Annotated in this window: 13 protein-coding genes; 7 read left to right on the top strand and 6 right to left on the bottom strand. The window is 60.4% G+C overall.

Annotation, left to right across the window (positions count from 1 at the left end; translation table 11 throughout):
• Positions 1-499 precede the first annotated feature (499 nt).
• Positions 500-952: an Hsp20/alpha crystallin family protein gene (locus tag JAB6_RS09140; RefSeq protein WP_034748582.1), complete on the bottom strand. Its 453-nt coding sequence runs from the start codon at positions 950-952 to the stop codon at positions 500-502.
• A gap of 282 nt (positions 953-1234) precedes the next feature.
• On the opposite strand from JAB6_RS09140, the gene JAB6_RS09145 reads away from it, so the two are divergent.
• From JAB6_RS09145 to JAB6_RS09160, 4 genes are read left to right on the top strand one after another with little or no spacing between them, the layout of a single operon-like run.
• Positions 1235-4717 (top strand): response regulator, encoded by a 3483-nt coding sequence (locus JAB6_RS09145; protein WP_070302779.1) that lies wholly within the window; start codon positions 1235-1237, stop codon positions 4715-4717.
• On the top strand, positions 4717-5598 hold the full coding sequence (locus tag JAB6_RS09150) for a protein-glutamate O-methyltransferase CheR (protein ID WP_070302444.1): 882 nt from the start codon (positions 4717-4719) through the stop codon (positions 5596-5598). The genes JAB6_RS09145 and JAB6_RS09150 overlap by 1 nt, the downstream gene beginning before the upstream one ends.
• Entirely contained in the window at positions 5588-6778 is a 1191-nt protein-coding gene (locus JAB6_RS09155; protein ID WP_070302446.1) for a hybrid sensor histidine kinase/response regulator, read from the top strand. The genes JAB6_RS09150 and JAB6_RS09155 overlap by 11 nt, the downstream gene beginning before the upstream one ends.
• A 7-nt stretch (positions 6779-6785) precedes the next feature.
• Positions 6786-9674, top strand: coding sequence for a PAS domain-containing protein (locus JAB6_RS09160; RefSeq protein ID WP_070302448.1), 2889 nt, complete (start codon positions 6786-6788; stop codon positions 9672-9674).
• On the opposite strand, the gene JAB6_RS09165 is transcribed toward JAB6_RS09160, so the two are convergent.
• The gene (locus JAB6_RS09165; protein WP_254671529.1) at positions 9671-12871 is read right to left on the bottom strand and encodes a PAS domain-containing protein; all 3201 of its coding nucleotides are present in this window, start codon (positions 12869-12871) and stop codon (positions 9671-9673) included. The genes JAB6_RS09160 and JAB6_RS09165 overlap by 4 nt on opposite strands.
• A 139-nt stretch (positions 12872-13010) precedes the next feature.
• Between JAB6_RS09165 and JAB6_RS09170 the strand changes: the two genes are divergently transcribed.
• Together JAB6_RS09170 and JAB6_RS09175 are read left to right on the top strand one after the other, a co-directional pair.
• Complete coding sequence (locus JAB6_RS09170; protein WP_070302452.1) at positions 13011-13925, top strand: alpha/beta hydrolase; 915 nt, start codon at positions 13011-13013, stop codon at positions 13923-13925.
• A 280-nt stretch (positions 13926-14205) separates the two neighbouring features.
• Positions 14206-18243: an NACHT domain-containing NTPase gene (locus tag JAB6_RS09175; protein ID WP_139143330.1), complete on the top strand. Its 4038-nt coding sequence runs from the start codon at positions 14206-14208 to the stop codon at positions 18241-18243.
• Positions 18244-18517: 274 nt separating this feature from the next.
• On the opposite strand, the gene JAB6_RS09185 is transcribed toward JAB6_RS09175, so the two are convergent.
• Complete coding sequence (locus JAB6_RS09185) at positions 18518-19048, bottom strand: SRPBCC domain-containing protein (protein ID WP_070302459.1); 531 nt, start codon at positions 19046-19048, stop codon at positions 18518-18520.
• Between the two features lie 186 nt (positions 19049-19234).
• Positions 19235-21343: an elongation factor G gene (gene fusA, locus JAB6_RS09190; RefSeq protein WP_070302461.1), complete on the bottom strand. Its 2109-nt coding sequence runs from the start codon at positions 21341-21343 to the stop codon at positions 19235-19237.
• Between the two features lie 298 nt (positions 21344-21641).
• On the opposite strand from fusA, the gene JAB6_RS09195 reads away from it, so the two are divergent.
• Complete coding sequence (locus tag JAB6_RS09195; RefSeq protein WP_070302464.1) at positions 21642-22760, top strand: phospholipase A; 1119 nt, start codon at positions 21642-21644, stop codon at positions 22758-22760.
• A gap of 63 nt (positions 22761-22823) precedes the next feature.
• On the opposite strand, the gene JAB6_RS09200 is transcribed toward JAB6_RS09195, so the two are convergent.
• Positions 22824-23021, bottom strand: coding sequence for a hypothetical protein (locus JAB6_RS09200; protein WP_034756168.1), 198 nt, complete (start codon positions 23019-23021; stop codon positions 22824-22826).
• 163 nt (positions 23022-23184) lie between these two features.
• On the bottom strand, positions 23185-23433 hold the full coding sequence (locus JAB6_RS09205) for a hypothetical protein (RefSeq protein ID WP_034756165.1): 249 nt from the start codon (positions 23431-23433) through the stop codon (positions 23185-23187).
• Positions 23434-23465: the final 32 nt, after the last annotated feature.

Raw genomic sequence — 23465 nt, forward strand, 5'->3', positions numbered from 1 at the left:
AAAAACGCCGGCACCGTCCGGCGTTTTTTCGTAGGTCGGCTTAGCCCGCAGGGCGTAAGCCGACAGGCGCCGCCACGAAGATTGTCAGATTACGCTGCGCTAATCTGACCTACGCAGCTAAAACTGACATATATATAGAGGCAATCCGGGTGGCAGCGCCCCGCCACCCGTAACACCCCAAAAAACGCCGGCACCGTCCGGCGTTTTTTCGTAAGTCGGCTTAGCCCGCAGGACGTAAGCCGACAGGCGCCGCCACGAAGATGGTCAGATTACGCTGCGCTAATCTGACCTACGCAGCTAAAACTGACATATATATAGAGGCAATCCGGGTGGCAGCGCCCCGCCACCCGTAACACCCCAAAAAACGCCGGCACCGTCCGGCGTTTTTTCGTAGGTCGGCTTAGCCCGCAGGGCGTAAGCCGACAGGCGCCGCCACGAAGATTGCCAGATTACGCTGCGCTAATCTGACCTACGCAGCTAAAACCCGGCCCGGCCCGGCTCACTGTATCGACAGTTGCCGCCCACCCGTGCCTTCCTTCTTCGGCAAGTCCAGCAGCAGCACGCCATTTTCATAGCGGGCCTGCGCGCCGGCCTCGTCCACCTCGTGCGGCAGCACGAAACTGCGGTACTGCTGGCCGTACTCGCGTTCGCTGCGCACGGTCTTGCCGCCGCCGTCGCGCGTCACTCGCTCATCCTTGAGTTCGGCGCTGATGGAGACGCGGTTGCCGTCGATGGAGACTTTGATATCGTCCTTGTTGACGCCGGGAATGTCCGCCTGTACCTGATAGGCTTGTTCGGTTTCGGAAATGTCGACACGCATGCGTGCCGAACCGCCATCGCGCAAGCGCAAGGCGGGTGCGAAAAAGTCGTGCATGAATTCTTCCATGTCGCTGAACGGGTCGAAACGTGCCAGCGGGTTTTGCGGATCGCGACGGATCAGTTGATTAGCCATGATGTCCTCCTGCATGGGCTGGTTTGCACACGGCGGCCGTCCGCTTGGACGTCGCCACCTCCTGCATCTTAGGATGTCAACAACCAATCTCTTTGATCTGCCTCAATCGTGGCCAGCTTGATTTTTCCTCTACCTTCATCTGTGCGCTGCCCCGCATTGCACTACCTTGCGCCTGCGAAAAATGCCCCAAGGCTGTTATGCTAGCGCACGCTATGCTTGACCACCAGAAATCTTGCATTTCAATTAAAATTGATTTTTTCGCGACAGCCTTACACGGACATGATGAATACCAAGACCCCGATCGACTCCTTCAGCTTTCGCCGCATCCTCGCCCGCAATGTAACCTTGCCGCTGGTTATCGGGGTCGTCACGGCTCTCGTGTTCGTCGCCCTGATCGCCTACCTGCTCTCGGCCCTGCGCTCGGTCGAGCATTCCGAACGGGTGATCGGCAACGCGAATGAAGTCATGAAATTGTCGGTCGACCTGGAAACGGGCATGCGCGGCTATCTGCTGACGGGCGATGAAACTTTCCTGGCGCCGTATAAATCGGGCAAGGCCAAGATCGCCGTGGAAATGACCACCCTGCTGGACCTGGTATCCGACAGCCCCATCCAGGTGGACAGGCTGCGCCGCATCCGTGCGCTGCAAGGCCAGTGGCTCGATTACGCTGAAGGCGTGATCGCACAGCGCCGCAACAACCAGGAATTCCTTGCGCGCGTGCGCCAGGGCGAAGGCAAGCTGGAATTTGACGAAATCCGCCGCGAATTCCTCGCCTTCCTGTCCATGGAACAGCGGCTGCGCCAGGAACGGGCCGATACGGCCGAAAGCCGCACCATGCTGGCCGTGGTCGTGTTCCTCATCCTCAGCCTGGGATTGTCGGGCTTGCTCGCCTACCTGGGACGGCGCGAACTGCTGCGCCTTTCCGATATCTACAACGATGCGCTCGAGCAGCGCGGCAAGGACAACGACGTGCTGCAGGAGCAAGCGTGGCTGCGCACGGGGCAGACGGAACTGGCGGCCCACACGAGCGGCCAGTTGGGCTTGCCGCAACTGGGACGGCACGTGCTCGATTTCCTCGCCCACCGCCTCGACGTGGCCATCGCCACCCTGTACGTCGTCGACGAGGATGGCAGCCTGCGCCGCACGGCCGTGTACGGTTTCAACGAACAGGGCGTCAAGGAAAAACAGGTGTTCAAGCTGGGCGAAGGCCTGGTGGGCGAGACGGCGCGCGAAAAGCGCCTCAAGCATGTGCAGCAAGTGCCCGAGAACTACCTGACCGTGACGTCGAGCCTGGGCCGCGGCGCGCCGCTGGAACTGGTCCTGGCGCCCGTCAACAATGAAGGCGTCGTCAACGGCGTCATCGAACTGGGCTTTACGCATCCCGTCAGCGCCCGCGCCAAGGAATGGCTGAACCTGATTGCGGCGAACGTCGGCACCTCGCTGGAAGCGGCCCTGTACCGCCAGCGCCTGCAAAACGTGCTCGAAGAAACCCAGCAATTGAATGAAGAACTGGAAGTGCAGCAGGAAGAACTGCGCACGGCCAATGAAGAGCTGGGCGAACAGTCGCGCGTGCTGGAACAGTCGCAAGCCCACCTGGAAGAGCAAAAGGCGGCGCTCGAGCAGTCGAACGGGCAACTGGCCGTGCAGGCGCTGTCGCTGGACCAGAAAAATATGGCCATCGTCCAGGCGCACGCCCAGCTGGAAGCACGCGCGGAAGAATTGCAGCGGGCCAGCCGCTACAAGTCCGAATTCCTGGCGAACATGTCGCACGAGCTGCGCACGCCGCTGAACAGCTCGCTGATCCTGTCGAAACTGCTGTCGGACAACACCAGCGGCAACCTGACGCCGGAGCAAGTGACGTTTGCGCAAACCATCTATTCGGCCGGCAACGATTTACTCACCCTCATCAACGATATCCTCGACATTTCCAAGGTCGAGGCGGGCAAGCTGGAATTGACGCCGGAAAGCGTGCCTTTCGACGAACTGCTCAGCAGCATGAAAATGCTGTTTGGCGCCCAGGCCCAGCAAAAGAAACTGACACTGAGCGTCAAGGTAGCGCCGGATACGCCGCCGTCGCTCGTCAGCGACCGCCAGCGCCTTGAGCAAATCCTGAAAAACCTGCTGTCGAACGCCATCAAGTTTACCGATACGGGTACCGTGAGCTTGCACGTGAGCAGCGGCGCGGATGGCCAGGTGCGCTTCCAGGTGCAGGATTCGGGCATCGGCATTGCCGACGACCAGCAGCACAAGATTTTCGACGCCTTCCACCAGGCCGACGGCACCACCAGCCGCCGCTATGGCGGCACGGGACTGGGCCTGTCGATTTCGCGCGACCTGGCCGCCTTGCTGGGCGGCAGCATCGAGCTGGCCAGCACGCCAGGCCAGGGCAGCACGTTTACCCTGGTACTGCCGGCCGTCATGCCGGAGCGCGCCGTGGAAGCGGAGCCGGCCCCGGCCGCAGTGCCGCAAGCGCCCGCAAAAATCGCGGCCGCCGCGCCCAAGCCGGCGCCCGCCGCCAAGCCCGTGCCGCTGCCCACGTTCCAGGATGACCGCGACAGCGTGCCGGCCGCCAAGACGGGCCAGCGTTCCGTGCTGGTGATCGAGGATGAACCGTCGTTTGCCGGCATCCTGTTCGACCTCGCGCATGAAATGCAATACCGCTGCCTGGTGGCGCACGGCGCCGATGAAGGCTTGCGCCTGGCCGAAGAATTCCTGCCCGACGCCATCCTGCTCGACATGGGCTTGCCGGACCGTCCGGGTTTGCTGGTCTTGCAGCAGCTCAAGGAAAACCCGCTGACGCGCCACATTCCCGTGCACATCGTGTCTGGCAACGACCAGATCCAGGAAGCGATGCAGTTGGGCGCCATCGGCTACGCCACCAAGCCGCGCACGCGCGAGCAGCTGAAGGAAGTGTTCCGCAAGCTCGAGTCGAAATTCACGCAGCAGATGAAGCGCATCCTGCTGGTCGAGGACGACGAACGCCAGCGCGAAAGCGTGGTGCACCTGATCAGCGACGACGACGTGGAAATCACGGCCGTGGCGCTGGGCGAACAAGCGCTGGAATTGCTGAAAACGCAGATCTTCGACTGCATGATCATCGACTTGAAGCTGCCCGACATCCAGGGCAACGAATTGCTCGAACGCATGGAGCATGAAGAGCTGTGCTCGTTCCCGCCCGTCATCGTCTACACGGGCCGCAACCTGAGCCGCGAGGAAGAAGCGGACCTGATGAAGTATTCGCGCTCGATCATCATCAAGGGTGCCCGTTCGCCCGAACGCCTGCTCGACGAAGTCACCCTCTTCCTGCACAAGGTGGAATCGGAACTGTCGAGCGAGCGCCAGGGCATGCTGCAGCAGGTGCGCAGCCGCGAACGCGTGTTTGAAGGACGCAAGATCTTGCTCGTGGACGACGACGTGCGCAATATCTTTGCCCTCACCAATGCGCTGGAACAGCGAGGCGTGGTGGTGGAAATCGGCCGCAACGGCTTCGAAGCCATCAGCAAGCTCAACAGCGTGGACGATATCGACCTCGTGCTGATGGATGTCATGATGCCGGGCATGGATGGCCTGGAAGCGACCCGCCTGATCCGCGCCGATGGCCGCTACAACAAGCTGCCGATTATCGCCATCACGGCCAAGGCCATGAAGAATGACCAGGAAGAATGCCTGCAGGCGGGCGCGTCCGATTACCTGGCCAAGCCGATCGACCTTGATCGTTTGTATTCGCTGCTGCGCGTGTGGATGCCGAAGATGGAACGCATCTGATGTCCCAGCGCACCACGGACGCGCAGCTGCAGGCGCTGATGGAAGCGCTGTACCAGCGCTACAGCTATGATTTTCGCGACTATTCCCTGCCCTCGCAGCGGCGCCGCCTCAATCATGCGCTAGACCGCTTGCATTGTGCAGATGTGCCTGCCCTCCAGCAGCGCGTGCTGGACGACCCGGCCGCCTTTGGCGACCTGCTGCAGATTTTGACCGTGCCCGTCACGCAAATGTTCCGCGACCCGGCATCTTTCCGCGCCTTGCGTGAACACGTGGTGCCCGTGCTGAAAACCTACCCGTCGCCGACCATCTGGGTGGCCGGCTGCTGCACGGGGGAAGAAGCGCTGTCGCTGGCCATCGTGCTGCACGAGGAAGGCTTGCTCGAACGCAGCACGATCTACGCCACCGATATCAATCCGCAAGCGCTGGCCACGGCCGCACGCGGCGCCTATCCGCTGCACCGGCTTGAAGAATATGGCGCCAACTACCTGGCTGCGGGCGGCTTGGGCCAGCTGGCCGACTATTACATGGTCGAGCATGCCACGGCACGTTTCCAGCAGCGTCTGCTCGACAAGATCAACTTTGCCGACCACAGCCTGTCCACGGACAGCGTGTTTATTGAAACGCAATTGATTTTGTGCCGTAACGTCTTGATTTACTTTAATAAAACCTTGCAGGAACGGGCCTTGGGCCTGTTCCACGATTCGCTGTGCCACCGGGGATTCCTGGGACTGGGCAGCAAGGAAAGCACGCATTTCACGCGCTTTGCCCCCGACTTCGAGCCATTGCCGGGTCCTGAAAAGCTCTACCGCAAGCGTGCGCCGTCGCACGCCGCTTCCCACTACGCTGGACGGCACATGCCAGGAATGAAATATGATGAATGAAACAAGCACCAAACTGCTGATCGTCGACGACTTGCCGGAGAACTTGCGCGCGCTCAACGCGCTGATACGCGAGAGCGACCGCAGCGTCTATCAGGCCTCGTCCGGCGAAGAAGCGCTGGCCCTGCTGCTCGAGCACGATTTCGCGCTGGCCATCCTCGACGTGCAAATGCCGGAGATGGATGGTTTTGAGCTGGCGCAATTGATGCGCGGCACGGAAAAGACGCGCCACATCCCCATCGTCTTCGTCACGGCGGCCGGCAAGGAAATGAATTTTTCCTTCCAGGGCTATGAAAGCGGCGCTGTCGATTTCCTGCACAAGCCGCTCGACATCAATGCCGTGCAAAGCAAGGTCAACGTGTTTGTCGCCCTGCACCAGCAGCGCAGCGAGACACGGCGTCAGGTGCAGGCGCTCGAGCACAGCCGCCAGCAGCAGGAAGCGTTATTGAAGGAATTGCGCGCCACGCAGGCTGAACTGCAGCGCTCGCTGCGCCTGCGCGATGAATTCATGTCCATGGTGGCTCACGAACTGCGCACGCCGTTGAATACGCTGTTCCTGGAAACGCAGATGCGCACCGTCAACCTGGAACGGGGCAACCTGGCCGCTTTCGATCCGGACAAGCTGGGCAAGATGGTGGCGCGCGACGGGCGGCAAATCCGCAGCATGGTGCGCCTGATCGACGATATGCTCGACGTGTCGCGCATCACCAGCGGCAAGCTGTCGATCCGCCGCGAAGCCGTCGACCTGACCTGCCTCGTGCGGCGCGTGGCAGACGACCTGGGCCCGTATGCGGCCGCATCGGGCAGCGTGCTGGAAGTGATGGCCTTCGAGCCCATCCACGGTTTCTGGGACGCCTTCCGCGTCGAACAGATCGTTGTCAATCTGATCAGCAACGCCGTGCGCTACGGCCAGGGCCAGCCCGTGGAAATCAGCCTGGCGCACACGCAGAACAGCGCCGTCATCGAAGTGCGCGACCATGGCATCGGCATCAATGCGCGCGACCAGGAACGCATTTTCGACGCGTTCGAACGCGTCATGCACCAGGATCGCACGGGCGGACTGGGCCTGGGCCTGTTCATCACCAAGCAGCTGGTCGATGCGCATGGCGGCGCCATCACCCTGCAAAGCCAGCCCGGCAATGGCGCCCTGTTCAGCGTCACCCTGCCGCTGGCCGGCAGCTGAGGCCGGCATGACCAGCACCCCCGTCCCCCGCAGCCAGGCCGGCGCCAGCGGCGTCGCCTTTTTGCTGCAACTGGAACGCCGGCTGCGCCTGCTGCAAGACACGGGCGAGATTCTTTCCCTGTCGGCGCAGCTGCTGGGACAGCGCCTGGGCGCCCAGCAAGTGGCCTGCTTCGATATCGACCAGACCCTGCAGTGCCCCACCCTGCAGCATGCGTGGAGCGATGGCCTGGCACCGGGCGCCGCCAGCGAGTATTTCCTCGGCGATTACGCGGCAGGCCTGGCCGATGCCCTTGCCGCCGGCCAGGCGCTGGCCGTCAGCGATGTGGCGAGTGATCCTCGCACGGCCATGCCGGCCGCACTGGCCGCGTTCGCGCGCCTGGGCATCCGTGCCTTCCTGAACATTCCGATTGCCAAGGATGGCCAGCTGGAGGCCCTGTTCGTCGTGCACAGCAGCGCGGCGCGCCTGTGGCATGCGGAGGAGATCGAACTGGCCGTGCAAGTGTCGGAACGCGTCTGGTCGACCATTTTGCGGGCCCGGGCGGAATCGCGTTTGCGCGCCCTGACTGCCAGCATGGAAACGCAAGTGGCCGAGCGCACGCGCGAATTCGGCCGCACCTGGAACGTCAGCCCCGACTTGCTGGGCGTGCTCAACCTCGACGGCTATTTCGAACACTCGAACCCCGCCTGGCAAGCCACCCTGGGCTGGTCCAGGGAGGAAATCCGCACGACGAAATTTTTTGAACTGATCCACCCGGACGACTTGCCGCGCACCTATGCGGCCTGGGATGCTGCCAACCAGGGCCAGCCGGCACTGCGCTTCGAAAACCGCTACCGCCACAAGCTGGGCGGCTGGCACTGGCTGTCGTGGGTGGCCGTGCCCGAAGGCGAGAAGGTGTATTGCAGCGCGCGCGACATCACCGTGGAAAAGAAGCTGGAAGCGGACCTGGCCGCGCGCAACAGCGAGCGCGAGCGCCTGTGGCGCAGCGCGCAAGACCTGATGGTGGCCATCGATGCCGAAGGCTGCTTTGCCGCCGTCAACCCGGCCGCCGGCGCCATCCTGGGCTGGCTGCCCGAGGAAATGCTGGGCCGCAGCCTGTTCGACTTCGTACTGCCCGAAGATGCCGCCGCCACGCGCCAGGCGCTGGCGCAAGTGACGCAGGAGGCCCTGCCCAGCTTTGAAAACCGCTACCGGCACCGCGACGGCGGCCACCGCTGGCTGTCCTGGGTGGCGGCCATCGAAGGCGATCTGATTTTCGCCACCGGGCGCCACGTCACCTTGGAAAAGGAAGCGCAAAGCACCTTGCGTAGCATGCAGGAATCGTTGCGCCACAGCGAGATGGCCCTGCTGCAATCGCAAAAGCTCGAAGCGCTGGGCAAGCTGACGGGCGGCGTGGCCCACGATTTCAATAACGTGCTGCAGATTATCTCGGGCAATCTGCAACTGCTGCAGCTGAGCCTGGACGACGACCCGCTGGCCGCCAAGCGCATCGCCAGCGCATCGGCCGCCGTGGAACGGGGCGCCAAGCTGTCGGCCCAGCTGCTGGCCTTTGCGCGGCGCCAGCCGTTGAAACCGCTGGTGACGGACCTGGCGCAGCTGCTGCGCTCAACGGAAGAGCTGCTGCGGCGCGCCACGGGCGAAACCATCGAAACGCGCTGGCTGCTGGCCGACGACTGCTGGCGTGCCCTGGTCGACCCGCACCAGCTGGAAAACGTCATCCTCAACCTGGCCATCAATGCGCGCGACGCCATGGATGGCCAGGGCCAGCTGACCATCGAGCTGAGCAACATCGTGCTGGACAGCGATTACGCGGCCCGCCATGCGGACGTGGCGCCCGGCGACTACGTGCTGCTGGCCGTCTCGGATACGGGCGCGGGCATTCCGGCCGAGCTGCTGGACAAGATTTTCGAGCCGTTCTTCACGACAAAGAAAGAAGGCGAAGGCACGGGCCTGGGCCTTTCCATGGCCTACGGCTTCCTGCGCCAGAGCGGCGGCCACCTGACGGTGGACAGTTTGCCTGGCCATGGCAGCACCTTCCGCATCTACCTGCCGCGCTCGCTGGAAGCGGAAACGGAACTGCCGCTGCAGTTGGACGGCCCCGTGCTGGGCGGCAAGGAAACCATCCTTGTCGTGGAAGACGATGTGCAGGTGCAGACGACGGTGGTCGACATGCTGCGCGGCCTCGGTTACGTCGTGCTGCGCGCCAGCGATGGCGAAAGCGCGCTGGCCGTCATCGGCAGCGGCGTGCCCATCGACCTGCTGTTTACGGACGTGGTGATGCCAGGCAAAGTGGCCAGCACGGCGCTGGCGCGCCAGGCCCGCGTGCTGCTGCCACAGCTGGCCGTGTTGTTTACCTCGGGCTACACGCAGGACGCCATGATGCAGGGCGGCCGGCTGGAACCGGGCGTGGAGTTGTTGAGCAAACCGTACCGGCGCGAAGACCTGGCGCGGCGCATCCGCCACCTGCTGGCCAATGGCCGCCACGTGACGGCCCTGCACCAGTACCGCGCGCAGCTGGCGCCGCCGCAACCTGCCGCACCCGCACAGCCGGCGGGACGACATATTTTGTTGGTGGAAGATAATGCGGACGCGCGCGCGATGACAGGCGACCTGCTGGCCATGCTCGGCCACACGGTGCTGGCCGTGGGCACGGCCGAAGAAGCCTTGCCCCTGCTGGGCACGCCGGGACTGGAACTGCTGCTGACCGATATCAGCCTGCCGCGGATGTCGGGCGCCGAGCTGGCCGAGCTGGCGGCCCGCGAGCAGCCGCAGCTGGAAGTGGTGTTTTCCACCGGCCATGCGCCGGCCAATTCCGGCGTGCTGGACCCGCAGGCGCGCTTCCTCGTCAAACCATTTAGCGTCGAGCAGTTGCAGCAAGCCTTGCTGACACCAAACTAGTAAACGTCGAGCCGGCGCGCCTTCAGTGCGCCGGCCAGCTCTTCCAGGCCAAACGGCTTGCGCAGGAAACGGGCGCTGGCGTCCTGCATCAGGCTGGCGCCCCAGTCGTGGCCGGAAGCAAACACCACATCCAGTTGCGGCCAGTGCGCGCGCGCATGGCGCGCCAGTTCCAGGCCGGACATGGTGGGCAGGCTGATGTCCGTCACCAGCACGTCCAGGCCCGGCATGGCCAACAGCGGCATGGCCGCTTCCGCGCTGGCCACGCCGTGCACGGTGTGCCCCAGCATATTGAGCATTTCCGTCGTCATTTCACGCGCATCGTCATTGTCTTCCACCAGCAGGATGCGCCGCCCGGACGGGTCGGGTGCGCCCACGAGGCGGCGGTCGGCCAGCAAATGGCGGATGCGCCGCGCCAGGTCTTCGCGCTGGTACGGTTTGCTCAACAGCTCCACGCCCGGGTCCAGCCGCCCGCCCTGCATGATGGCGTTGTGCGTGTAGCCCGAGGTAAACAATACGGCCAGTTCCGGCAGCAGCAATCTGGCCTGCTGCGCCAGCTGCTTACTGCTGACGGGACCGGGCATGACCACGTCCGTAAACAGCAGGTCGATGGCCACGCCCGTGCCCAGCAGGGCCAGGGCCGAGGCGCCGTCATCGGCATGCAGCACGTCGTAGCCGAGGCCGCGCAGCATATCGACCACCGTGTGCTGCACGGGCGCATCGTCTTCCACGACGAGGATGGTCTCGCCACCGCCCAGCACGGGGCCCGTCAGGCTCGGTGGCGGTTCGGCCAGTTTTTCCAACGAACGGGGCAGATAAATCTTGAACGTCGTGCCGGCGCCCGGCGCGCTGTGCACCTTGATGTGGCCCGCGCTCTGGCGGATGAAGCCGTACGCCATGGACAGGCCCAGGCCCGTGCCCTCGCCTTCGCGCTTGGTGGTGAAGAAGGGCTCGAATATCTGGTCGATCACGTCGCGTTCCATGCCGTGGCCCGTGTCGGTGATGGTCAGCAGCACGTATTGCCCTTCCAGCACGTCCGCATGCTGGCTGGCGTAGGCGGCGTCGAGCGTGACGTTGCTCAGGGTAAAAGTCAGGCGCCCGCCCTTGTCCATCGCATCGCGCGCGTTGATGGCCATGTTCAGCAGCACGTTTTCCATCTGGTTCGGGTCGACCAGCGTATGCCACAGGCCGTCGCTGATGAAGGTTTCCTCGGTAATCGCCTCGCCCAGCGCGCGGCGGATCAGCTCATGCATGCGGCGCAGCAGCCGGCCCAGGTCCGTCACCAGCGGTTTCAACGGCTGGCGCCGCGCAAAGGCCAGCAGCTGCGACGACAGCTTGGCGCCCCGCTCAACGGCCGAGGCGGCAGAATCGAGGCGCCTGGCCGCTTGCGGATTGTCGGCCACCGTCAGTTTCAGCAACTGCAAATTGCCGGAAATGATCTGCAGGACGTTATTGAAATCGTGGGCCACGCCACCCGTCAGCTTGCCGATCGATTCGAGCTTTTGCGCCTGCAATAAAGCTTGCTCGCTGCGCACCAGCGCCAGCCGCGCCTCTTTTTCATCGGTGACGTCGCGGCCGATGGCATGGATCAGCTTTTGCGCCGGCACGGCCGTCCAGGAAATCCAGCGGTAGCCGCCATCGCGGCGCCGGTAGCGGTTTTCCATGCGCAAGGTGGGCGCGCCATGGGCCAGGCGCGACAAGTCCTGCAAGGCCACCATGCGGTCGTCGGGATGCACGAGGCTGATGAAGTCCATGCCCAGCGATTCGACTTCCGGGCGCTCGAGTATCTTGCTCCAGGCGGGATTGACGGCGATGATCATGCCGGACAGGTCCGCCACCAGCATGATGTCGGTCGACAGCCGCCACATGCGGTCGCGGTCGGCCGTGCGGTTGGCCATTTCCACTTCCAGCGAGGAATTCAGGTAGGCCATCTTTTCCAGCACGTTCTTCTGTTCCTGCACGTCCGTATTCGTGCCCACCCAGCGCAGCACCTTGCCCGCCTCGTCGAACAGGGGCAAGGCGCGCGCGAGGAACCAGCGGTAGGCGCCATCGCTGGCGCGGCGCATGCGGAACTCCTGTTCATAGGCGCTGGCGGTGGCGACGGCCCGGTCCCAGCTTCTCTGCGTGGTCTGCACGTCGTCTGGATGCACGCAGTGGCGGAAACCGCTGGACACGAGCGACTTCATCGATTGTCCCGTGTATTCGCACACCTGTTCGTTGACCCAGTAGGTGGCGCCGCTGCCATGCGCGAGCCAGGCCTGGTTGGGCATGGTGGACGCGAGCGAACGGAACTGCGCCTCGCTGTCGAGCAAGGCATTGCGCGCCTGCCAATGTTCGTCGATATCCTCGCACGAGCCATACCATTTCACGGCCTGGCCGCGTTCGTCCCGGCGGCAATATGCGCGCGAATGCACCCAGCGGTACTGGCCATCCTGCTGGCGCACGCGCATTTCCTGGTCGAAAGGCTGGCCGCTGCCCACCGCTTCGCTCCAGGCCGCCAAGGAATGGGGAATGTCTTCGGGGTGGATGGCTTCCAGCCAGCTGGTGCCCAGGCCGTTGCCGCCCGTCCATTCGCGCCAGCGCTGCGCGACATAGTCGAGCTTGCCGTCGATATCGGCCGTCCACAGCACTTGCGTGTTCAGTTCGATGGCGTAATGAAAGTGTTCGCGGCTGTCGTGCAGCGCCTGTTCCAGCTGGCCCCGCTCGATGACATGCGCGGCCACGCGCGCGGCCAGCGCCAGCAGTTCGATCTCCGGTTGCGTAGGGTGGCATGTCGCCTGGAAAAACAGGCCCAGCACGCCCAGGATATGCCCCTTGGCGCCAAAGACGGGGGCGACCCAGCAGGCGCGGTAGCCGTGCAGCAAGGCTTCCTTGCGTCCCGCGCTCCAGTGCACGTCGCGCGTGATGTCGCCGCAATACACGGGCGCGCCGGAAAAGGCCGCCGTGCCGAACGGGGATGGCTGGTCGCCGCCGTGGCGCAGGGCCAGGCACAGGTCTTGTGGCAAGCTGGGCGCGGACAAGCCGCAAAAGCGGTCGGACTCGTCGATCAGCACGAGGCAGGCATGTGCGCCGCCGTCGGCCAGCGCTTGCAGCGCCAGCAACAAATGCTCCAATGCATGGGCCAGGTCGGCGCCTGCCGCGATGCTGCCCAGCGCACTATGCTCGGCGTCCAGCAAGGAAAGAATGTTGTTTGCGTGCACCGTGTCGATAAGGGGAAAACTGATGCCCGGAATATACCATGGGGCAACCCTCTTGCAGGAGGAAACAGCGCATCGCTTGATCTCTACGTGCACGTGCCCCTATGCTAAAGTGTTGCTCTCTTCTCAAGCGAGTTCCAGCATGCCTACTTCCCTGCCGTCCTCCCTGATCGCCACCGCCCTGCTCGCCTGTGCCCACGGCGCCGTCGCCGCCCCCATGAGCCTGGACGACTACCTGGCCCTGAACGGCCCCCCGCCCAAGGCGCAGATCCCCTATGGCCCCGCGCCGTCGCAATACGCACAGCTGTTCCGGCCCGAAGGCAGCGGACCGTTCCCCGTCGTCGTGCTCGTGCATGGCGGCTGCTGGACGGTGGCCTTCGGCGGCATCAAGCAGATGCGCAACGTGGCCGGCGCCCTCGTCGCACAAGGGATCGCCGTGTGGAATGTCGAGTACCGGCGCGTCGACGAGCCGGGCGGCGGCTACCCGGGCACCTACGAAGACATGCACGCGGCACTCGACAGCCTGCAGCAGCACGCGCCCCAGTACCAGCTGGACGTGAACCGCATCGTCGCCATGGGCCACTCGGCCGGCGGCCAGCTGGTGCAATGGATCGCAGGCAGGGAAAAACTGCCAAAGACCAGTCCCCTGTACCGCGACAACTACCTGCCAGTGAAAAACATCGTCAGCCTGGGCGGTCTGGCCGACCTGCGCCATGAGAAAGACTTGATCAAGACCAGCTGCGAGCGCGACATCGCCCAGCTGGCAGGCCAGCCCAGCGCAACGCGCCCCGACATCTACAGCGACACCAACGCCGCCGACCTGATCCCCAACGGCAGCCGCACCGTGCTGGCCACGGGAGAACTCGACACCATCTCCCCTCCCCGCGTGGCGCACGACTATGCGGCCAAGGCCAAGCTGGCTGGCGACCATGCGGAAGTGCTGATTTTGCCTGGGGCCAGTCATTATGACGAGATTGCGGCGACGTCGAATACTTGGGGGATGATTGTACCGGTGGTGCGGGGGATGTTGGGGATGGAGAACGACAAGAATCAATAAGGTACGCGATCAATGCATGCAAATACGCAGTTTTCGAACCGGGCAATGAAGGTGAACCATGCGGGAGAGCAAGCGGCCATCAGCATTAGTACCTGTCTGACATCTACTAAGAAGAATTTAAGAAGGAAAAAATCGCCCCCTAGAAAACCCTGTTTGACCTAGGCTATAGCAAATTGCGGTGTATTATTGCTCATATATACCAAAAGTAGGCCTCAATGATTTTTGACCTGAAACCACCAATTTCGCGATCATCCACTCCAAAGTCTGTGGTGGCATACTGATGTCTGCCAACCATGCTACTTATATCTCACGGTACGTTATCCAGCATGCGAAGGAGCAGCACCAATTTGCTGAACCTATCGAGTCATTTCGAAAGCAAATAGCTTACGTACTGCTAGGTGAACCAGGATCTGGCAAGTCCACTCTGTTTGAACGAGAGGCAGCTGCTCTGGGCGATAGTGCTCGCTATACGACTGTCCGTGATTTTTTGCGCTCAGAACTTGATGATGCAGATCGACGTCGTACATTGTTCATCGACGCGATGGATGAGCAGCGCGCGGCTGACGGACAGTTGAATCAGCCGCTGGATCGTTTGATCACGAAGCTCCAACAGCTTGGGCGGCCAAATTTTCGTTTGTCTTGTCGCGCAGCCGACTGGCTTAACTTAGACACCAAGGAGCTAGAAAGCGTTTCCGGTCATGGACAGATTGTTGAGTTACAACTTCAACCTTTGAGCGAAGCAGAGATTGAGCGGCTTTTACAGAGCTGGACGCCAAATCGGCTGAGTGATCCGGTGGCATTTATTGAACAGGCACGGCAGAATGGCCTTGAATCAATGTTGGGCAATCCAATGCTGCTTGACTTGCTTGTTAGTGCGGTTTCCGGGGATGCCTGGCCAGCAAGTCGGACAGAGATTTTTCAGCTCGCTTGTCAAAGGCTGGCAGAAGAACACAACGAAAGCCATGAGCGACTTACGGAAGCAGTCAATACCGATGAGCTTTTGGATGATGCAGGCATGTTGTGCGCAATCCTATTGCTTTCGGATCGTTCAACTTACCGTACTTCGGGCAAAGATGCCAGTAGTGTTTCAACGAAAGAGTTGACAAGGCGTTTGGGGATCAGCGCTGTACGGAGCAAGCGTGCACTGAACACAACCATGTTTGTGGCTGTTGGCGCAGAGCGCTGGTACCGACATCGTTCGATCGCGGAGTATCTCGCGGCACGTGCGTTGTTGATACAGATGGAGAGTGGTTTGCCCATTACCCGGATCCTCGCCTTAATGAGTGGTGCTGTTGGCGGAATTGTTGACTCTTTGAGGGGTCTTTACGCATGGCTGGTTAGCTTTTCCCATCATCGAGAGGTATTGATTCAGTACGATGTTCTGGCCGTTGTCTATTATGGCGACGTTCGCAACTTCAACACTGAGACTAAGCGCCTCGTCTTTGAAGCAATTCATAGTGCCGCCTGTCTATTACCTGGTTTAGGACGCAGGGATTGGCAGTCCGAAGCATTTGGCGGATTAGGGACCTCTGATATGGAATCGTATCTAGTAAGCATCTTGATGCAGGATCGATTTGAAGACGCTGACGAAGTATTATTGCTGTCGGTGTTAGAAGCAATTGAACATGGCCAAACAATGCCGCGACTCCTATCGTATGTCGCGGCAGTCGCAGGTAATGCACGGCATTGGGATATCGTCCGCCAGACAGCAGTAGAAGTTCTGGTAGCAAAGTCGGATCCGCAGGGTCCTTATATGTCACCACTGCTTGCCGCTATCCGGGATGGAACGGTCGAGGATAGTGACGATGAACTGGCTGGACGGTTGCTTAACGTACTGTATCCGGCAATAATAAATACTAGAACTTTGATTTGGGAATTTCTTCTCCCACCTCGACGTAATAATTTTTTCGGCAGTTACCGCAATTTTTGGCATTTGGAATTATGGAACAAAGTGCCGAAAACTGAGGCGGTGATTTTGATCGACTCCATCTGCGAAATGATTGCGCGTGGTGCGCGCTGGGATCAGGACCACTCTTTCAACGACTTGTATTGTGGAGCAATTCTGCACGCTGCCTGCAGTCTCGGTGCGGACTTGACAGGAGACCAGTTGTATCATTGGATTGCTTCCGGACTGAATGAACACGGTTATCGTGCTTGGGAAGGATCAAAAACACAGGAGTTAAGTAAATGGCTGATTGAACACCCCGATCAGTTGAAAGCTGTGTATGAGTGCGGGCTGGTGCATTTAAACGCGCAAGCCAAGGCGTCTCAGTTTTCGAGCTGGCAGCATGTGCTGTTGAAAGGTATGCCGGTCCCTGATGGTTGGTATGCGTGGTTGCTACAAGTGGCCGCGCTGCATGTTGAAGAAGAGATTGTGCGCTTCTGTTTTGGTGCCGCCGCATGGGCTGCTGCCAATTCCCCTGACCGTTTCCCAAATGGCCTGGATCAAATATACGCATGGACACAAGAGTATGGCGGCCGTTGGCCGGCTTTCGATGATTGGTGCGAGGCTGAGACTTCTACACCTTTGGACGACTGGCGTCGTGACGCCCGTGCCCATCAAATCGAGCGTGCGAAACAAATTGCCAGTGATCAAGTTCAACGCCGTGAGGCACTAGCGCCTGCGCTCAAAATAATTCTATCTGGCGGGGTCTCGCCGGGGCTGATGCATGATATTTTGGTTGTAATGGAGCGTGGAGGATATGGAGTCGACGACGTCACGCCGGTGCTTCGCGTGCAAAGCTTCCTAGTGAGTGACAAGCTCACCGCGCAGCGCGCGATCGACTCCTTAATCGATGTACTTGGTCGCGATGAGCTACCGTCTTGGTCGGAGGTGATCGAGCTTAATGACAGCCAAAAGACATTTTTGATCCAGCCAGTCTGCCTTTATGCCGCAGATGAAAAATGGGGCTGTGAGGATAGCGTTATGGAAATCTCAAAATATCCATATGCATTGACACTTCTAGCATTCAGCTTGGTGGCTGGACGAAAGCCGAAGTGGTTCTCAGCACTGGCGAGTTCGCAGCCCGAAAAAGTCGCTGCTGTTATGAAGACGTTCTTATCTCGTATGATGCGCCGTTGCGACGATCGCATAGGCGCTGTGCAGTGGTTGGACTCCTTCCCTCCCCAGTCAATCGTACAAGCAGACGTCTTGAATTTCTTATTAGCACGGATGACGATTCCGTTTGAAAAGGACTTCCCAAAAAGCCCGATAGGTGGAGTTCTCCAGTCTGCGATCAAATACTCCAAGCAGGCAGAACTTGAGCTATGGATTCAGTCGACGCTATCCGAGGCTAAAGTCGCTCCCATCGAACAAACCGTCGCGTTGGCCGCATCGCTTGCATACTCTGACGATCGATTTGATGAGCTACTCGCCCTTGTATCAGGAGACCTGGAGCGCGCGGCCGCATGTTGTCATGTATTTGATCAGCCACTGCCAAAAATCATTTTAAGCCGGATGCCGATTTCACTGATTGGGCGGCTGGTGAGGCAATTGGGACAGCTGGTTTCACCGCGTACAGATGCGATGTTTAGCGTAAGAAAAGACGATAGCATTCGCACAGGGATTGCAGCTTTGCTGGCTGAACTGGCATCGCGCACCTCCGCGTCAGCGACACTTGAACTATTCAGATTACAGCAATATCCTGAGCTAATGCCGTGGCGCTACAAGCTCTCGGAATGCCAGATACAAAGCAAGACGCGTGTTCTAGAGGCGACGTTTGGCCTCGTGGACCCGTTAAAAGTTGCCGAAGTATTGTGCAATCGTGAGCCAGCAACTGAGCTTGATTTAGTGGCATTCGTTCTCGATCATGTGGATACTTTAATGCGCCGTATCCAATTTGCTGAAACAAACATGGTGGGAATTTTCTGGCGTGAGGATAAGACAGGAAATCGTATACCTCAGACTGAGAACGTTTGCCGAGATCGCTTCTTGCACTTGCTCAATCTAGAAATGAAACCAATGGGTATTCATATTGGAAAGGAACAGCCAACAGCACGTGATAAACGGTCCGATATGGCGATTACTCTGACTCGGCCAGGGCGTCACATGAGTGTCCCGGTGGAAGTAAAACTCGATAGTCATCCCAATGTATGGCATGCCTGGAATACACAGCTAATGGACCTGTATGCGCCCGATCCAGACTCTGGCTACCATGGCGTGTACTTGGTGATGTTTGCTGGACACAAAACTCGTTTATCGCCAACTCGTATGCGCCCGTCAAACGCAGAGGCGATGGCACAAGCTTTTTCTCAGCTGATCCCGCCTGCGTATCTTGGCCGACTTCACGGAATGGTCTTGGACTTCTCTTGGGCATAGTATAGGTTCGCAAATACTAGGTTACCTTGCCCGCGAAGAAACGTAATAGCAATACCACGATATGCTGGAAAGTATGGGATGCACCAATGCATTCACGTCAATGAGTTCGCGCCGAACGCCATTTGCTACTTATTGGAAAACAACCTTATGCAATCTTTGAGAATGTACTCGGAACCTCGGCAAGAGGGTCTCCGCACATGTACGGCGAGCCCAAGCAACGCAGCCATGGACATTTTCTCAGGCCCGCGGCTCTGGCCCGCCATTCAATAAAAACTTACTGAACACGCGCCAGATACTGGGCTAACTGGGCAAAGGTCGCCCTGAACCCCTGCGTCATCGACTCATGCCCCTCGAGAAAAGTTCGATGCTGCTCATCCGTCGCCTTGTGCGGCGTCGAGCGCAAAGTCATCGTCGTCTTGCCATTCTCTTCGCTAAGCGTCATGACATTGAACGATTCCAGCGGCCAAGTAGCGCTGACGGGGTGCTGCACGGCATTGCCCTGCTTGTCGGCAAACGACAGGATGGAAACGATGCGTTCGGGCGCTTCGATAGACTGGTAGGTGAACTTGCCCCACATCTCGTAGCCATTGTCCGCGCGCATGCCGTAGTGGAAGACTCCGCCCGGTTTGAGGTCCAGCGCCAGCACGCTCAATTCGAAACCGACGGGGCCCCACCATTGCGCCAGGCGCTCCGGCTCCACCCACGAGCGGAACACCAGTTCGCGTGGTGCGTCGAAAGTTTGCGTGATGACAAAGTCGCTGCTGTCGCGGTGCTGTCCTTCCTGCTTCTGTTCTGCGGTGGCCATGCTCTCTCCTGTGTTGGTGGAATGGCAGTTAATGTAACAGTGGCGCCGAAAATGGGAAAGGCCCGTACGCCATCTTGAGCGTAAGTCGGGTTAGCGCACAGCGCGTAAGCCGACACCATCACCAGCGGCTCAGGCCAACGATGGTGTCGGATTACGGCCCGGAGGGCCTAATCCGACCTACCCGACCTACTTTGCCTTGCCAGCAGATGCCACCTGGTCGAGGATATGCTTGGGCACGGCCGCATAGTGCTTGAATTCCATCGTGTAGGTGGCTCTGCCCTGCGTCAGCGAACGCAGCGTTGTCGAGTAACCGAACATTTCCGCCAGCGGCACGAGGGCCTTGACGATGCGTCCCGCGCCGCCGGGGACGTCGTCGACGCCCTGCACCATGCCGCGGCGAGCCGTCAGGTCGCCCATGACGTTGCCCATGAACTCTTCCGGCGTTTCCGCCTCCACCTGCATCATCGGTTCGAGCAGTACGGGATAGGCTTTGCGCATGCCATCCTTGAAGGCGATGGAACCGGCCATGCGGAAGGCGTTTTCGTTCGAATCGACGTCGTGGTAGGAGCCGAACGTCAAGGTCGCCTTCACGTCGACGACCGGATAGCCGGCCAGCACGCCCGACTTCAAGGTTTCGACGATGCCCTTGTCGACGGCGGGGATGAATTCGCGCGGCACCACGCCGCCCTTGATGGCATCGACGAACTGGTAGCCGGTGCCTGGCGGCAAAGGTTCAAGTTTGAGCACCACGTGGCCGTACTGGCCCCGCCCGCCCGATTGCTTGACGAACTTGCCCTCCACGTCTTCCACCGCACGCGTGATGGTTTCGCGGTACGCCACCTGCGGCTTGCCGACATTGGCTTCCACGCCGAATTCACGGCGCATGCGGTCGACCAGTATCTCCAGGTGCAATTCTCCCATGCCCGACATGATGGTCTGGCCCGATTCCTCGTCCGTATGCACCTTGAACGACGGGTCTTCCTGCGCCAGGCGGTTCAGGGCGATGCCCATCTTTTCCTGGTCCGGCTTGGTCTTCGGTTCGACCGCCTGCGAAATCACGGGTTCCGGGAAGATCATCTTTTCCAGCACGATGATGTGATCGAGCGCACACAAGGTGTCGCCCGTGGTGACGGCTTTCAGGCCCACGGCGGCGGCGATGTCGCCCGCATACACTTCCTTGATTTCCTTGCGCTCGTTCGCATGCATCTGCAGGATGCGCCCCAGCCGCTCGCGCGCGCTCTTGGTGGGGTTGTAGACCATGTCGCCCGAGTTCACCACACCCGAATACACTCGGAAGAAGGTCAATTGCCCCACGAACGGGTCCGTCATGATCTTAAAGGCGAGCGCGGCAAAGTGCTCGTCGTCCGTCGGATGGCGCTCCACCTCGTTGTCGTGCTCGTCATGGCCCATGATGGGCGGCACTTCCATGGGCGACGGCAGATATTCGATGACGGCATCGAGCATCGCCTGCACGCCCTTGTTTTTAAACGCGCTGCCGCACAGCATGGGCACGATTTCATTGCGAATCGTGCGCGCGCGCAAGGCTTGCTTGAGCTCGGCTTCCGTAAACGTGTCGCCATTCAGATAGCGTTCCGTCATCTCGGTGCTGGCTTCGGCCGCGTGTTCTACCATGTGCTCATGCCACTGCTGTGCCTGCGCCTGTAGCTCGGCGGGAATCTCGCCATAGCTGAACTGCACGCCCTGGCTGGCGTCGTCCCAGGTGATGGCGCGCATTTTCAACAGGTCGATCACGCCCGTGAAATGGTCTTCGGCGCCGATCGGCAACTGGATGGGCACGGCCACTCCCTTCAGGCGGTCGGCGATCTGCTTGCGCACGCGCAGGAAATCCGCGCCCACCCGGTCCATCTTGTTGATGAAGGCGATGCGTGGCACGTGGTATTTGTTGGCTTGCCGCCAGACGGTTTCCGACTGCGGCTGCACGCCGCCGACGGCGTCATACACCATCACGGCGCCGTCGAGCACGCGCATTGAGCGCTCGACCTCGATCGTGAAATCCACGTGGCCGGGCGTATCGATGATGTTGATGCGGTGTTCGGGGAAATTGCCGGCCATGCCTTTCCAGAAGGCCGTGGTGGCGGCCGAGGTAATGGTGATACCCCGTTCCTGTTCCTGCTCCATCCAGTCCATGGTGGCGGCGCCATTGTGCACTTCGCCGATCTTGTGATTGACCCCCGTATAAAACAGGATGCGCTCGGTGGTGGTGGTCTTGCCGGCGTCGATATGGGCGCTGATGCCGATGTTGCGGTAGCGCTCGATAGGTGTTTTGCGGGTCATCACAATCTCCATGGCTAGCCCCGGCACGCCTCGGTTTGCGCCGGTTTTGCAGTGTAGCAGACATCGATTTGGCCGACACGGCGGCGGGCTGTTTACCATGCACGCAACACTGGCAGGCGCACACACGTCAGGCGCACGGAGACTAATTGCGGATTCGGCTATACTTCCAGACGTTAATTTTTGAACTTTAATTCAACAAAGATTAATAAAAATCAATACGCATGGCATCCGGCCATGCAAGGCGACGCCGCCGGCATGCAGCCCAGGTGCGCACCGAACGACATGCCCTACTCAGCCTATGACTATCCAACTAAGAAAAATAATCCTCTCTTCCCTGCTGGCATCGCCGGCGCTGGCCATGGCCGGCGAACTGGAACAGCAAATGCAGCGTTGCGCCGTGCTTGGCGACGCCAGCGCCCGCCTGGGGTGCTTCGACACCCTGGCCAAGGCGGCGGAAAAAGCCACCATCGCCGCCGGAGGTGATTCCGCCACCGCGGCCGTCACCCTGGCAGCGGCAGCCGAGGCCGCCCCCATCACCCCCGTCAGCCCACCTGGCGTGGCCACGCCGGACGCCGTCAACGCGGCCATTCCCGCCGTCGCACAGACAGGCGCGGCGCCGCCGGAAGCGCCGATTTCGCGCACGCAGCAATCGTGGGAACTGAACGAGGCCTCGAAACGCGGCCTGTTCAACTTCCGCCCGCACCGCGACACCTATCTGCTGCTGGCCAATTACAGCGACGCCTCGAACGACGAGCCGTTCCAGGATTTCACGCCGGCCGGCATCAAGAGTCAGCATGTGGAACTGACGTTCCAGCTGAGCTTCAAGATGAAGCTGCTGGAAGACATCGCCGGCACGCCGCTCGACATGTGGTTCGGCTACACGCAGCAAAGTTTCTGGCAAGCGTATAACCGCAAGGCCTCGAGCCCGTTCCGCGAGACCAATTACCAGCCGGAACTGATGCTGATCATGCCGATCAACAAGAATTTCGCGGGTGTGGAATTCAATTACCTGAACTTCGGCCTCGTGCACCAGTCCAACGGTCAGACGTCGACCCTGTCGCGCAGCTGGAACCGCGTGTATGCCGAACTGGGCATGGAAAAAGACAATCTGGCCGTCACGGCCCGTGTCTGGCACCGCCTCGACAATGGCAAGACCGACAATGACAATATCGACATCACCGATTACCTGGGGCATGGCGACTTGCGCGTGAGCTACCGCAACAAGGGCCACGAGTATGCCGTGACGGCCCGCCGCAATTTCAGCAAGAAGCATGGCTCCATGCAGGCAAGCTGGGCTTTCCCTTTGAAGGCCAACCTGAAAGGCTATCTGCAGCTGTTCTCCGGCTATGGCCAGAGCTTGATCGACTACAACTATTCGCAGAAATCGATAGGCGCCGGTTTCATGGTCGACCTGTAAGCCAAGCAGTACCGCAAACAAAAATGGCGCCGACGGCGCCATTTTTTATGGAAAATATCTGGTTTATCGCGGGCTGCCACCCAGCACGCGGGCCGGCAGCATGACGATGGCGCGCAGCAATTCGAACACGCCTTCCACGCCGATGCCGATCAAGCGGAACGGCAGCAACAGCAGCCACGCCAGCGGATACAGCACGAGGGCCAGCAAGGCCAGGGGCCAGCATACGAGCAAGAGCAGCAGCCACAGCACAAATCCCAGCATCGCGTCCCCCTAGAATGAAATGTGCGGAGCAAGCCGTGCTTGCCCCGCTACCGTGAGGCCACTATATGCAAGCGCCGCCACGGCGGCAACGGCCGTGCGATGAACTGCGTGCTGGGGGGATGAACGGTGCAAAAACGGGAATGAACGGCGCCTGCGGATACCTTTATTGACCGACGCAAATCACTTTCGTGATGTATTCATGCGCATTCGGTTTCTTGCTGGTGGCCCATTTGATGGCCTGGTTGGCATCTTCGATGGTCAGGATGGAGGCCTTGTCCTTCGACTTGATGAAGGACACGCCTTCAAACACGCCTTCCTTGCTGCGCATTACCTTGGCAAACACGGGCGGCTTGGTCTCGCCATCGCTGATTTTGTTCTGTTGCACGAGGTAACGCTGATCGATCTGTTCCATGATAGTAAAGCTGTCCAGTGGGTAAAAGACGA

The sequence above is a fragment of the Janthinobacterium sp. HH104 genome (assembly GCF_001758715.1).
GTDB classification, from domain to species: domain Bacteria; phylum Pseudomonadota; class Gammaproteobacteria; order Burkholderiales; family Burkholderiaceae_D; genus Janthinobacterium; species Janthinobacterium aestuarii.